Genomic DNA, 13,978 nt, shown 5'->3' on the forward strand with positions numbered 1-13,978 from the left:
TTAACACCCTCAACCTTGATCGTGGCCTCGGTTGAGTGAGCCGGTTCTTAGCTGAACTGGTTCATGGTGTTGTCTTTGCCGCCGGCTTTCAGGGCCGCTTCACCAGCGAAGTACTCTTTGTGAGCGTCGCCGATGTCGGAACCGGACATGTTCTGGTGCTTAACGCAGGCGATACCTTGACGGATTTCCTGACGCTGAACGCCTTTCACGTAGGCCAGCATGCCTTGGTCTGCGAAGTAACCTTTGGCCAAGTTGTCGGTGGACAGCGCGGCGGTGTGGTAGGTCGGCAGAGTGATCAGGTGGTGGAAGATGCCGGCGTTGGCCGAACCATCGCGCTGGAAGGTACGGATCTTCTCGTCAGCAACCTGAGCCAGTTCGGTTTCGTCGTACTCGACGCTCATCAGCTTGGCGCGGTCGTAGGCGGAAACATCCTTGCCTTCGGCTACGAATGCATCGTAAGCCTGCTGACGGAAGTTCAGGGTCCAGTTGAACGATGGGCTGTTGTTGTAAACCAGCTTGGCGTTCGGGATGACCTTACGGATTTCATCAACCATGCCTTTGATCTGGCCGACGTGTGGCTTCTCGGTTTCGATCCACAGCATGTCAGCGCCGTTCTGCAGCGAGGTGATGCTGTCCAGTACGCAGCGCGCTTCACCGGTACCAGCACGGAACTGGAACAGGTTGGATGGCAGACGCTTAGGACGCAGCAGCTTGCCTTCACGGTTCAGAACCACGTCGCCGTTCTTCAGGTCGGCAGGGGAGACTTCTTCGCAATCCAGGAAGGAGTTGTACTGGTCGCCCAGGTCGCCCGGCTGGTTGGTAACAGCGATCTGCTTGGTCAGGCCAGCACCCAGGGAGTCGGTACGCGCAACGATCACGCCGTTGTCGATGCCCAGCTCGAGGAATGCGTAGCGAACAGCGTTGATCTTGGCCAGGAAGTCGGCGTGAGGGACGGTTACTTTACCGTCCTGGTGGCCGCACTGCTTCTCATCGGAAACCTGGTTTTCGATCTGGATGCAGCAAGCACCCGCTTCGATCATCTTCTTAGCCAGCAGGTAGGTGGCTTCCGGGTTACCGAAACCAGCGTCGATGTCGGCGATGATTGGTACTACGTGAGTTTCGTAGTTGTCGATCTGGTTCTGCAGGTCAGCAGCTTTGGCGTTGTCGCCAGCAGCGCGGGCAGCGTCCAGAGCGGTGAACAGCAGGTCCAGCTCACGGGCATCAGCCTGGCGCAGGAAGGTGTACAGCTCTTCGATCAGGCCGGAAACCGAGGTTTTCTCGTGCATGGACTGATCCGGCAGCGGACCGAAATCCGAACGCAGAGCAGCAACCATCCAGCCCGACAGGTAGAGGTAGCGCTTGTTGGTAGTCTTCAGGTGCTTCTTGATCGAAATCAGCTTCTGCTGACCGATGAAACCATGCCAGCAGCCCAGGGACTGGGTGTAGACGGAGGAGTCAGCATCGTACTCAGCCATGTCTTTGCGCATGATGTCGGCAGTGTACTGAGCGATTTCCAGACCGGTTTTGAAGCGGTTCTGGGCGCGCATGCGGGCCACGGACTCAGGGTCAATAGCGCTCCAGCTGCTGCCTGCGGCGGCTTTAAGGGCGGCTACGGCTTTGATGTCGTTTTGATAAGCTGACATGGTCAATCCTTCAAAGTATGTGTTTGGTTGAGCACCGACTTCCCCACTGAACACCTGTGTTGCTGGAGGTTGTTGTAGCCAACTGCAGAACGCCGAGACATCGACTTGAGACGGAATTGATCCGGGAGGAGGGTGACGAGCTAAACAGTTCGCGGCTTCAGCTGTTACAAATGAGCGGGTCATTTGATGCTTATCGGACGTGAGCCCGTAAACCATTCAACTTGCTGCGCACTGTGGCTAAACGCTTCCCCGTCCCTCAGGACAACTTCGTTCCAGTCGCAATCTCATCGAACGGCCTTGTGGGCTTTACAACGCAAATCGGCTCGGACGGTAAGTTGGAGCGCGATTCGGAGGGCCTTTAAGCACCTCTGATTAGCGGGAGCGGGGCCATCATGCCTCTGCCAAAAGTGTTCGTCAATTATTTTGTAGTGCTTTTCGTATGACTACTACATAAATCCAAAAACGACTGACAAGTCAGCTTTACGGCTCTATCCGGCGGCTTGCGGGGTTGGCCAATGGCTGCGAGGTATTTGCTTTGCGGCAGCGGCGAAGATCAACCGATGAGCGGTTATCGGCACTGGGCCAGGGCGTCCCAGTGCGAGGGGGCTGCGAGGTTTAGTTCACCACGTCGACTTTGACACGCATGCTCATGTCTTCGCGGCCCTGGGTCGAGCGATGTCGCATAAAGTCGCCTTGCTCGCCCTGGCTCTGCTCGCTAACGCCGCCAATGTTGATCCACTCGCCCACCCGCCCGCTGACCCGCGTATCGGTACTTTGCACATCAATGGCGCCCGCTTGCGATTGGCTGAGGCGGTCACGGTTGCTGCTGATGTTGATGTGCACCAACTCGCCACTGAGGCTGGCTGTGACGTAAAAACCACGGGTTACATTGCGGTATTGAGTGTTGCTGTAGGGCTGGCCATAGGCATCACGCCCGCGGGTAGTCAGCGGCACGCTCTGACCAACCTGGATTAAAGCAGGGTAGCCCTCGGTGGCCTGCACCTGCTGAGTACCACCGCTACGGCTGTCGGTGCTGCGGCGGATGATGCGCACCTGATCGCGGCCATTGATTTCACCCTGGCCGATCTGCACCTCGGCATCGCCCGCGCTGATCGTGCCGTCGGCGCGGTAGCCGCGATCGGACTGGAAGCCTGATTCATTGGTGTCGACGCTGATCAGCAGGCGCCGTGGCTCGGTATCGAGTTGCTGCAGCAGGGCGCGCACTTCGGCAATCTTCGCCGGTTCAGCATTGACGATCAGCTGGTTACCATAGGCGTTGACCTTGCCCTCATGGCCGAGCACCGATTGCACCACGCTGAGTACCTCATCAGCCGTGCGGAAATTCAGCGGAATCACTTCGGTAGCGGCGCTTAGGGACAGGCTACAACTCAACAGCGCGGCGGCGAGCAGGGCGCGAACCTTCATAGCAGAAAACTCCGTAAATCAGCGTCGGTGATGCTGGTGTCCCAGGCTTGATCAAATTGTGCACGGCGCTGGCGATTGCGGCCGGGGTCTTGGTACAGGGCATAGCCGCTGGCCTGGCCAATTTCTGGCAAGAGCAGCAAGCCGCGATCATCGGCCAACAGAAACGCCAGCTCCTCACTAGGGTAGTCCGGGTGCAGCTTGCGGATCTGCAGGTTGCTCGATAGCCGGCGCGAAAGGCTGAGCAGGCGGTGGCCTTCCTTGACTGCACGGCTTGGGTCGCGCAGCAGAATGCGCAGTTGGTTGCGCGGGCTGGCCAGCAGAAAACGCGTGCAGGCGTCTTGCACACTACTGTGGTGATAGAGCCAAGGCTCCAGGTCGTGACTGTAGATGCACAGGCTGCGCTGTGCTTGTTGCAACAGGGCCAGTGCGTGGGAGCGAGCTTGTTCAGGCTGGCTGAAGCGTTCCAGCGTGGTATGTGCGCCGAGGGTAAATGGCGCCGGCTCCGCTCGTGGGCTATCCGGGCTGGGGCTGCCCGGATTGTGCACAGCAAAACGCCCCGGTGACTGAAACTCGATGGCAGGGAGCTCTATGGGCTCCACCGGCTCGGTAGGGTCACTCGGGGCGTTTTCGTCGTTCATCTTGGCCTCTAGGCGCTATGACGCACCATGTCCACGTGGGGGATGCCGGCGTCGAGGTATTCCCCGCTGACGATGGCAAACCCGAGCTTTTCATAGAAGGCAGTAGCGTGCACCTGGGCGCTGAGCATTTGTTGCGTCAGGCCGCGTTTTTCCGCTTCGGCGATCACCGCCTGGATCAACGCGACGCCCACGTTCAGACCGCGCCAGTCCTTGAGCACCGACACCCGACCAATATGACCATCAGGCAATAACCGTGCGGTGCCGATCGGGTAATCGCCTTCCAACGCTAGAAAATGCACGGCATCGGCGTCTTCGGCATCCCATTCGAGCTCCGGCGGCACTGCTTGTTCCGCAATAAACACGGTTTCGCGAATGCGCCGCAGGTCAGCGTTGTCCTTCTGCCAGTCCGCCAGACGAACCTGTATCTCACTCATCAGCAAACTCCAGGCTGCCTTGTTTGACCAGTTCAACCAACAGGTTACGCCCTTCGTCATCGGCGAGCCACGCGCCGAGGTTTTCGATATGCAGGGCGTCGGCCGCGCACACCAGCTTCAGCAGTTCACGCAGGCTGGCAGACAGCAGGCGGCTCTGGCCACTGGCGAACAGCACCAGGTCGTCACCGACTTCTGACCAGGCCATGCGCGCGCTGGGATTGCGGATCAGGATTGCGCCATTTTCCAGGCTGCCGAGGAAGCCTTCTTCGTCGATCTCGATGCCGGCAATCAGCTCTGGATACTTGGGTTCGGTCATAAACTGGCCGAACCAGGTCATCAGCAGCCGCTCATCGCTCATGTGTTCGGTGAGTAGGGCCTTGAGGCGATCCAGGGCGTCTCGCTGGATCTGCGTCGGGTCGCTGGTCGGCTGCGCGTCAGCGTCGCTGTAGCGCTCTTCGTCAGGCAGGAACTGGCCGAGAAAGTCGGTGAAATGGGTGAGAACTTCAGCTGCGCTTGGCGCACGGAAGCCTACGGAATACGTCATACAGTCATCCTCAGCGGTACCACAGTGGGCCAGAAGCGGCGGCAGATAGAGCATGTCGCCGGGTTCCAGAACCCATTCTTCAGTTTTAACGAATTCAGCGAGGATCTTCAGATCCGCGTGTTGCAGCATTGGGCTGTCGGAATCGCACACCTGACCGACCTGCCAGCGGCGCTTGCCGTAACCCTGCAAGAGGAACACATCGTAGTTGTCGAAGTGCGGGCCCACGCCGCCGCCCGGTACGGCGAAGCTGACCATCACGTCATCGATGCGCCACTTGGGCAGAAATTTGAACTCTTCCAGCAGTACGGCGACTTCCGGTACGAACTGGTCGACGGCCTGCACCAGTAGGGTCCAGTCGCGCTCGGGCAGCTCAGCGAAGGCGTCTTCTGCGAACGGGCCGCGGCGCAGCTCCCAGGGGCGCTCGCCATGTTCGATGACCAGGCGCGATTCGACTTCTTCTTCCAGCGCCAGGCCGGCCAACTCGTCGGGGGAAATAGGGCTCTCAAAACCGGGAATGGCCTGGCGTACCAGCAGGGGTTTCTTCTGCCAGTAGTCACGCATGAACTCGCGAGCAGTAAGGCCACCCAACAGTTGCAGCGGAGTATCAGGATTCATCGCTAAGCCCTTGAAGTAAGTAAATACCCATAAATAAAAACGCCCGGCGCAGCCGGGCGTCTGGGAGGCTGTTGCCGGTTAGATGCGTTTGGCCTGAGCGACCGCGTTGCCGATGTAGCTGGCAGGGGTCAGGAGCTTGAGCTCGGCTTTGGCTTCTGCTGGCATGTCCAGGCCATCGATAAAGGTCTGCAGCGCTTCGGGGCTGATGCCCTTGCCGCGGGTCAGTTCCTTGAGCTTCTCGTACGGGTTCTCGATGGCATAGCGGCGCATTACGGTCTGGATCGGCTCAGCGAGCACTTCCCAGCAAGCGTCCAAATCGGCGGCGATGCGTGCTTCGTTCAGCTCCAGCTTGCCGATGCCCTTGAGGCTGGCTTCGTAGGCGATAACGCTGTGAGCGAAGCCGACACCGAGGTTACGCAGCACGGTGGAGTCGGTTAGGTCGCGCTGCCAGCGCGAGATAGGTAGCTTGCTGGCCAGGTGCTGGAACAGCGCGTTGGCGATACCCAGGTTGCCTTCGGAGTTTTCGAAGTCGATCGGGTTGACCTTGTGCGGCATGGTCGAGGAGCCGATTTCGCCAGCGATGGTGCGCTGCTTGAAATAACCCAGGGAGATATAGCCCCAGATATCGCGATCGAAGTCGATCAGGATGGTGTTGAAGCGGGCAATCGCATCGAACAGCTCGGCGATGTAGTCGTGCGGCTCAATCTGCGTGGTGTAGGGGTTGAACTGCAGGCCCAGGTCACCTTCGATGAACTGGCGAGCGTTGGCTTCCCAGTCGATCTGCGGGTAAGCCGAGAGGTGGGCGTTGTAGTTGCCCACGGCGCCATTGATCTTGCCTAGCAATGGCACGGCTGCGACCTGAGCGATCTGCCGCTCAAGGCGGTAGACCACGTTAGCCAGTTCCTTGCCCAGGGTGGTCGGCGACGCCGGCTGACCGTGGGTGCGCGAGAGCATCGGCACGTCGGCGAATTTGATCGCCAGTTCGCGGATGGCTTCGGCTGTCTGGCGCATCAGCGGCAGCAGAACGTCGTCACGACCAGCGCGCAGCATCAGCGCGTGGGACAGGTTGTTGATGTCCTCGCTGGTGCAGGCGAAGTGGATGAACTCGCTGACCTTGTCCAGCTCAGGCAGCTTGGCCGCTTGTTCCTTGAGCAGGTATTCCACAGCTTTGACGTCGTGGTTGGTGGTGCGCTCGATTTCCTTGACGCGCTCGGCATGCTCGACGGCGAAGTTGTCCGCCAGCTCATTGAGCACGGCGTTGGCTTCGGCGGAGAAGGGCGCGACTTCGGCGACGCCTTCGTGGGCGGCCAGGCGCTGCAACCAGCGGACCTCAACCAGTACGCGGAAACGGATCAGACCGTATTCGCTGAAGATCGGGCGCAGTGCGCTGGTTTTGCCGGCGTAGCGGCCATCGACGGGGGAAACCGCGGTGAGCGAGGAAAGCTGCATGGGAGGCGTTCTCGGACAATCGGGCATTGAAAAGGGCGCGTATCATACATGAAATTGACAGCTGAATCGCGATTGGCTGCGACCGTTCAGCCGCGTTTACTTCGAGCAATCGACAGCAGGCTGGCGCTGAAAATCAACGCCGCACCGATCAGAGAGGTCAAATCCGGGGTTTCCCCCCAGCGCAGCCAGGCAATCAGCCCAGCAAACACAATCGCCAGGTAGGCGAAGGGGCCAATCAGCCCTGGTGGTGCCAGGCCATAGGCTTTAGACATGATGATCTGACTGGCTGTGGCTAGCAGGCCGATCACTAGGAGCAAGCCCAGCTCATGCTGGGTCATCGGTTGCCAGGCCCAGGTCAGCGGGATGGCCGAGATCAGTGCACTGAACAGGGAAAAGTAGAAGACGATGCGAAAAGCCGGCTCTGTGTCGCTCATTTCGCGGATCGAGACAAAGGCGAATGCGGCCAGCACACTGGCTGCAAGGCCGATCAGGGCCTGACTGTCGAGCAATGCAGCGGAGGGTTTGGCCACTAACAGTACGCCAACCAGGCCGATGCCAGTGGTTAGCAGCATGCGTTTACTGAGCGGCTCTTTCAGCCACCACCAGGCGATCAGCGGGGTGAATACCGGCGCCGAGTAGGTGAACAGCATCGCGTCGGCCAGTGGCAGGTGGGCAATGGCGTAGAAGAAGCAGTACATCGCCGCCAGTCCATAGGTGGTGCGCCACAGGTGAGACTTCAAGCGGGTGGTCTTGAGCGGGCCAACCCCCTTGAGCAAGACCAGCGGCATAAAGAACAGCACGCCAACCAGGTTGCGAAAGAACACCACCGACTCGTTGTTGACGCTGACCGACACTTCGCGGATGCCAACGCCCATCAGGGAAAACAGCAAGGCGGAAAGCGCCAGCAAGGCAGCGCCCTGCAGCGGCTTGACCGAGCGCGTGCTCATGCGCTCAAGACCGCAGCAGCGGGTAAAGTTCCTTGAGCAGCTTGCTACGACTGAACACCATCTGCCAGCGATGGCCGCCCAGTTGGCGCCACAGGCGCGCCGAGCGAATGCCGGCAAGCAGTAGCGCCCGGATCTTCGCGGCATTGTTGGTCTGTTGCAGGTGGCGCATATCGCCCTGCACCTGGATGCGCTGGCGGAAGGTGCTGATGGTGTCTTGATACAGGCTGGCGCAGTTGGATATCACGTTTTCATGGGTCGGGCCGAAGTGCTCAACCTGCTGCTGCACCTGGTCAAGGCGGCTGCCCATGACTTGCAGCATATCGCCGCGCTTATCCAGCTGACGCTCCAGCGCGAGCAGGGCCAAGGCATAACGCAATGGATCACGTTGCAGGCTGGCCGGGTCGCGCTCCAGGGCGCTGACCAGCGCGCGGTAGCCGTCACGCAGGTTGAGGTCATCGCCGCCGTAAACGTCCAGAGTGTCCTTCGGATCGCGTACTAGCAGGCTGTTGATCATGCAGGCCACGGCGGGCTCGCCGATCTGGCCGGTACGCGCCAGCTTGTCGACCAATACGGCTGATTCGAATACCGCGCCGAGGGCGATCAGTTGCTCGCGGATAGGATTCACGCCGTTTGCTCCCGCACAGTCCATGGTTCAGCGGTTTCAATCACGCCGCCACCCAGGCAGATTTCACCGTCGTAGAACACCACGGACTGGCCCGGGGTCACGGCGCGCTGCGGTTCATTGAATACAGCGCGGTAGCCGCTGGCGGTTTTCTCCAGCGTGCAGGTCTGATCGCTCTGGCGATAGCGCACCTTGGCTGTCAGCTCACGCGGCGTGCTCAGATCAATCGGGTTGACCCAGTAAATTTCCGAGGCGAGCAGGGCGCGGCTGAACAGCCATGGGTGTTCATTACCCTGACCAACCACCAGCACATTGCGGCTCAGGTCCTTGTGCAGGACATACCAGGGCTCGTCACTGGCGTCTTTCAAACCGCCAATGCCCAGTCCCTGGCGCTGACCGATGGTGTGGTACATCAGGCCGTGATGACGGCCGATAATTTCGCCTTCGGTGGTTTCGATATTGCCGGGCTGAGCTGGCAGATACTGTTTGAGGAAGTCGCTGAAACGACGCTCGCCGATAAAGCAGATGCCGGTGGAATCCTTCTTCTTCGCCGTGGCCAGCGCATATTTCTCTGCGATGGCACGCACCGCTGGTTTTTCCAGCTCGCCGACCGGGAATAGCGTCTTGGCGATCTGCTCGCCACCGACCGCATGCAGGAAGTAGCTCTGATCCTTATTTGGATCGAGGCCCTTGAGTAGCTCGGTGCGCCCGTCGATATCACGGCGGCGCACGTAGTGGCCGGTGGCGATCAGGTCGGCGCCGAGCATCAGGGCGTAGTCGAGGAAGGCTTTGAACTTAATTTCGCGGTTACACAGGATGTCTGGGTTCGGTGTGCGTCCAGCCTTGTATTCGGCCAAAAAGTGCTCGAACACGTTGTCCCAGTATTCGGCAGCAAAGTTGGCGGTGTGCAGCTTGATGCCAATCTTGTCGCACACGGCCTGGGCGTCAGCCAGGTCATCCATGGCGGTGCAGTATTCGGTGCCGTCGTCTTCGTCCCAGTTCTTCATAAACAGGCCTTCGACCTGATAACCCTGTTCAAGCAGGAGCAGGGCGGAAACCGAGGAGTCGACGCCGCCGGACATACCGACGATTACGCGCTGAGTAGTTGGATCTGGCATGGGGATACTGGGCACGGGCTTAAAAAGAGGGCGATTCTAGCAGGCGTAGAGCTGTGGCCGTTAATCGCGGATCAGGCTCAGGGGAAAACACTGGCCAGCCAGGTAGTCATCAATGCAGCGCAATACCAGCTCGCTGCGCCAGCGCTCGGGCTGCGCGGCCAGTTCGTCACGGCTTAGCCAGCGCGGGCCGATGATGCCGTCATCCAGCGGATAATTGGGCCGCTGTTGCAAGGGTTTGGCGGCAAAACACACGCGCTGGTAGGTGATGCCGTTACTGGGGGCGGTGTACAGGTAAATGCCAGTAACGCCAGTCAGCTCGACATCCCAGCCGGTCTCTTCGAGGGTTTCGCGCAGCGCCGCCTGCAACAGGCTCTCGTTGGCTTCCAGGTGACCGGCTGGCTGATTGAACACAGCGCGACCTTCGGCCATTTCTTCGACCAACAGAAAACGGCCCTGGTCTTCAATGACCGTGGCCACGGTGATATGCGGCTGCCACTGCATAAACGTGCTACCTGTTATGAGAAAAGGCGATCTTATCCTGATTCGGTCTACCCTGAATGCACAAACCCCGGCACATGGCCGGGGTTTGTGGTGTTGCTGTGCCCGAGGGAACAGGGCGCTACGTTTTAGTTCAGCGCAGCGAGTGCGGCATTGAAGGTCGCGCTTGGGCGCATGACCTGGCTGGTCAGTTGCGGGTTGGAGCGGTAGTAGCCACCGATGTCCACGGGCTTGCCCTGCACAGCGCTGAGCTCGGCAACAATGGTTGCTTCATTCTCGGTCAGGTTTTTGGCCAGCGGCGCGAACTGCGCTTTCAACTCAGCATCATCGTTCTGTGCGGCCAGCTCCTGAGCCCAGTACAGCGCCAGGTAGAAGTGGCTGCCACGGTTGTCCAGCTCGCCGGTTTTGCGCGATGGAGACTTGTTGTTGTCGAGCAGTTTGCCGGTGGCCGCATCGAGGGTTTTGCCCAGCAGTTTGGCTTTCGGGTTGTTGGTCTTAATCCCGGTTTCTTCCAGGGAAACCGCCAGGGCCAGGAACTCACCGAGCGAGTCCCAGCGCAGGTGGTTTTCTTCGATCAGCTGCTGCACGTGCTTGGGTGCAGAGCCGCCAGCACCGGTTTCGTACATGCCGCCACCGGCCATCAGCGGGACGATGGAGAGCATTTTGGCCGAGGTGCCCAGTTCCATGATCGGGAACAGGTCGGTCAGGTAGTCGCGCAGTACGTTGCCGGTTACCGAAATGGTGTCCTGGCCGCGGATAAGGCGCTCCATGCTGACGCGGATGGCCTGGTTGTAGTCCATAACGCGGATGTCCAGGCCGGTCAGGTCATGTTCCTGCAGGTAGGCTTCAACCTTCTTCTGCAGTTCGCGGTCGTGGGCGCGCTCCGGGTCCAGCCAGAAGATTGCTGGGGTGTTGGACTGGCGAGCGCGGGTCACGGCCAGCTTGACCCAGTCGCGGATCGGCGCATCTTTGGTCTGGCAGGCACGCCAGATGTCGCCGGCTTCGACTTCATGCTGCATCAGCACAGTGCCGTCGGCTGCTACGACACGCATGATGCCGCCTTCGGTCAATTCGAAGGTCTTGTCGTGGGAGCCGTATTCTTCGGCCTTCTGGGCCATCAGACCGACGTTCGGCACGCTGCCCATGCTGGTCGGGTCGAACGCGCCGTTGGTTTTGCAGAAATTGATCATTTCCTGGTAAATGCGGGCGTAGGTGCTTTCCGGCATCACCGCTTTGGTGTCTTTGAGCTTGCCATCCTTGCCCCACATCTGCCCGGAGCTGCGAATCATCGCTGGCATCGAAGCGTCGACGATTACGTCGCTAGGGATGTGCAGGTTGGTGACGCCCTTGACTGAGTCGACCATGGCCATTTCCGGGCGATGGCTGTAGCAGGCATGGATGTCATCGAGAATTTCTTCTTGGCGCGAGGCGGGCAGGGATTTGATCTTGTCGTAGACGCTGCTGATGCCGTTGTTCGGGTTGACGCCCAGCTCTTTGAACAGCTCGCCGTATTTGTCGAATACATCTTTGTAGTAGACGCTGACGGCGTGGCCGAAGACGATCGGGTGGGAGACCTTCATCATGGTCGCCTTGACGTGCAGGGACCACATCACGCCGGTTTCCTTGCAGTCCTGCAGGGTCTTCTCGAAGAACTCACGCAATTTGCGGCAGCTCATAAACATGCTGTCGAAGACTTCGCCTTCCTGCAGGGCGAGCTGCTTCTTGACCACGACCTGACCGTTCTTGCTGACAAACTCGATGCGTACATCACCGGCCTTGGCCATGGTGATCGACTGCTCGCTGGAGAAGAAATCGCCACCGCGCATGTAATCAGCATGGGATTGCGAGGCCATGCTCCACTTACCCATGGAGTGTGGGTGCTTACGCACGAAGGCTTTGACTGCGGCAGGTGCGCGGCGGTCAGAGTTGCCTTCACGCAGCACGGGGTTTACTGCGCTGCCAAGTACCTTGCTGTAGCGGGTACTGGCGTCTTTCTCGGCGTCAGTTTGCGGGTCTTCCGGGAAGTTCGGGACGTTATAGCCCTGGGCTTGCAGCTCGGCGATTGCGCCTTTGAGCTGCGGCACCGAGGCGCTGATGTTCGGTAATTTGATGATGTTGGCATCTGGCGAGGTGGCCAGTACAGCCAGCTTGGCGAGGTCGTCGGCGATTTGCTTGTCAGCATCCAACTGGTCGGCAAAGCTTGCGAGGATGCGCCCTGCAAGAGAGATGTCGCGTGTTTCGACGGCAATCTCAGCAGAGGCTGCGAAGGCTTCTACAATAGGCAGAAGCGAATAGGTCGCAAGGGCTGGGGCTTCGTCGGTGAAGGTGTAGATGATCTTCGAGGGGGTGGACATTCTGAGTGAACTCTCTTCTTTGCTGAGCGTGCATAGCCACTCGATATGCGCAGGTAAGCGCTGAGGCCCATATGGATGAGCCAGAAGTCGAGGACTTGCCGCGGTGATGTTGGATGCACCAGTAGAGTGTTGAACGTTTCGAGCCGTTGAAGCGCTGTAGCAATTCGACGGTTTCAAGAGGCGGACAACCTGTTTAAACGATCCGCGCCTTATGACCTGTGAGTCATCTGCGAAGTATACCACCGCGCTAACGCGTCGCAGAATGCCTTGGCGCATAAGACCAACGAACATATGGTTTCGCCCGATTCAAGTGGGTTACTCTGGGGCGATCTGACTGTTTTAACCACAAGACGGAGTCCAGCATGGGATACCAAAAGATCCAGGTGCCTGCCACCGGTGACAAAATCACCGTCAATGCCGATACATCCCTGAACGTACCGAACAATCCAATCATCCCTTTTATCGAAGGTGATGGTATCGGTGTCGATATCAGCCCGGTGATGATCAAAGTCGTTGATGCTGCCGTACAGAAAGCCTACGGCGGTGAACGCAAGATCTCCTGGATGGAAGTTTACGCAGGCGAGAAAGCCACTCAGGTTTACGACCAGGACACTTGGTTGCCTCAGGAAACCCTGGATGCAGTCAAAGACTACGTCGTCTCCATCAAGGGTCCGCTGACCACACCAGTCGGTGGCGGCATCCGCTCCCTCAACGTCGCGCTGCGTCAGCAGCTTGACCTGTACGTCTGCCTGCGCCCAGTACGCTGGTTCGAAGGCGTGCCAAGCCCGGTGAAGAAGCCTGGCGATGTCGACATGACCATCTTCCGCGAGAACTCGGAAGACATCTACGCCGGTATCGAGTGGAAAGCTGGCTCGCCAGAAGCAACTAAGGTGATCAAGTTCCTCAAAGAGGAAATGGGTGTAACCAAAATTCGCTTCGATCAGGACTGCGGTATCGGCGTTAAGCCGGTTTCCAAAGAAGGTACAAAACGTCTGGCACGTAAAGCGCTGCAGTACGTCGTCGATAACGACCGCGACTCGCTGACCATCGTGCACAAAGGCAACATCATGAAGTTCACCGAAGGTGCCTTCAAAGAGTGGGCCTACGAAATTGCCGCTGAAGAATTCGGCGCAACCTTGCTCGATGGCGGTCCTTGGATGCAGTTCAAGAACCCGAAAACCGGCAAGAACGTCATCGTTAAAGACGCCATCGCCGACGCCATGCTGCAACAGATCCTGCTGCGTCCGGCCGAGTACGACGTAATCGCCACTCTCAACCTCAATGGTGACTACCTGTCCGACGCGTTGGCGGCTGAAGTCGGTGGTATCGGTATCGCTCCAGGTGCCAACCTGTCCGACACCGTTGCGATGTTCGAAGCTACCCACGGTACTGCACCGAAGTACGCTGGCAAGGACCAGGTGAACCCAGGTTCACTGATCCTCTCCGCCGAAATGATGCTTCGTCACATGGGCTGGACCGAAGCGGCTGATCTGATCATCAAGGGTACAAATGGCGCCATCGGTGCCAAAACCGTGACCTACGACTTCGAGCGCCTGATGGACGGTGCCAAGCTGCTGTCTTGCTCGGCATTTGGTGATGCACTGATTTCGCACATGTAAGCAAATCAGTCACATAAAGAAAGGCCGGTCATGTGACCGGCCTTTTTTGTGGGCGATTAACTGCCCAGGTAA

At 58.9% G+C, this 13,978-nt stretch carries 12 protein-coding genes; 1 reads left to right on the forward strand and 11 read right to left on the reverse strand.

From position 1 onward, the window contains the following. Nucleotides 1–47: 47 nt before the first annotated feature. The 11 genes from BLO50_RS13485 to BLO50_RS13535 all read right to left on the reverse strand — a co-directional run bounded on the left by BLO50_RS13485 (nucleotide 48) and on the right by BLO50_RS13535 (nucleotide 12,287). Nucleotides 48–1,643, reverse strand: coding sequence for an isocitrate lyase (locus BLO50_RS13485; RefSeq protein WP_090253651.1), 1,596 nt, complete (start codon nucleotides 1,641–1,643; stop codon nucleotides 48–50). Nucleotides 1,644–2,258: 615 nt separating this feature from the next. Further along, a complete protein-coding gene (locus tag BLO50_RS13490) occupies nucleotides 2,259–3,068 on the reverse strand; it encodes a secretin N-terminal domain-containing protein (RefSeq protein ID WP_090253654.1) in 810 nt (269 codons plus the stop codon). After that, entirely contained in the window at nucleotides 3,065–3,706 is a 642-nt protein-coding gene (locus BLO50_RS13495; protein WP_090253655.1) for a DUF7931 domain-containing protein, read from the reverse strand. The genes BLO50_RS13490 and BLO50_RS13495 overlap by 4 nt, the downstream gene beginning before the upstream one ends. Before the next feature lie 8 nt (nucleotides 3,707–3,714). Continuing rightward, on the reverse strand, nucleotides 3,715–4,140 hold the full coding sequence (locus tag BLO50_RS13500) for a GNAT family N-acetyltransferase (protein WP_090253657.1): 426 nt from the start codon (nucleotides 4,138–4,140) through the stop codon (nucleotides 3,715–3,717). After that, nucleotides 4,133–5,299 (reverse strand): ribosomal protein uL16 3-hydroxylase, encoded by a 1,167-nt coding sequence (locus BLO50_RS13505; protein ID WP_090253659.1) that lies wholly within the window; start codon nucleotides 5,297–5,299, stop codon nucleotides 4,133–4,135. Before BLO50_RS13505 ends, BLO50_RS13500 begins: the two co-directional genes overlap by 8 nt. A 78-nt stretch (nucleotides 5,300–5,377) precedes the next feature. Next, entirely contained in the window at nucleotides 5,378–6,748 is a 1,371-nt protein-coding gene (purB, locus tag BLO50_RS13510; RefSeq protein WP_090253661.1) for an adenylosuccinate lyase, read from the reverse strand. An 86-nt stretch (nucleotides 6,749–6,834) separates the two neighbouring features. Then, a complete protein-coding gene (locus BLO50_RS13515; protein WP_090253663.1) occupies nucleotides 6,835–7,695 on the reverse strand; it encodes a DMT family transporter in 861 nt (286 codons plus the stop codon). A 4-nt stretch (nucleotides 7,696–7,699) separates the two neighbouring features. Continuing rightward, nucleotides 7,700–8,344 carry a high frequency lysogenization protein HflD gene (gene hflD / locus BLO50_RS13520; protein WP_186343922.1) on the reverse strand — a complete coding sequence of 215 codons (645 nt, stop codon included), beginning with the start codon at nucleotides 8,342–8,344 and terminating at the stop codon, nucleotides 7,700–7,702. Beyond that, entirely contained in the window at nucleotides 8,317–9,435 is a 1,119-nt protein-coding gene (mnmA, locus tag BLO50_RS13525; protein ID WP_090253667.1) for a tRNA 2-thiouridine(34) synthase MnmA, read from the reverse strand. Before mnmA ends, hflD begins: the two co-directional genes overlap by 28 nt. Nucleotides 9,436–9,495: 60 nt before the next feature. After that, on the reverse strand, nucleotides 9,496–9,936 hold the full coding sequence (locus BLO50_RS13530) for an NUDIX hydrolase (protein WP_090253669.1): 441 nt from the start codon (nucleotides 9,934–9,936) through the stop codon (nucleotides 9,496–9,498). Between the two features lie 125 nt (nucleotides 9,937–10,061). Beyond that, on the reverse strand, nucleotides 10,062–12,287 hold the full coding sequence (locus BLO50_RS13535) for an NADP-dependent isocitrate dehydrogenase (RefSeq protein WP_090253671.1): 2,226 nt from the start codon (nucleotides 12,285–12,287) through the stop codon (nucleotides 10,062–10,064). Nucleotides 12,288–12,649: 362 nt separating this feature from the next. On the opposite strand from BLO50_RS13535, the gene icd reads away from it, so the two are divergent. Beyond that, complete coding sequence (gene icd / locus BLO50_RS13540) at nucleotides 12,650–13,906, forward strand: NADP-dependent isocitrate dehydrogenase (protein ID WP_090253672.1); 1,257 nt, start codon at nucleotides 12,650–12,652, stop codon at nucleotides 13,904–13,906. Nucleotides 13,907–13,978: the final 72 nt, after the last annotated feature.

This window comes from Pseudomonas peli (assembly GCF_900099645.1).
GTDB classification, from domain to species: Bacteria; Pseudomonadota; Gammaproteobacteria; order Pseudomonadales; family Pseudomonadaceae; genus Aquipseudomonas; species Aquipseudomonas peli.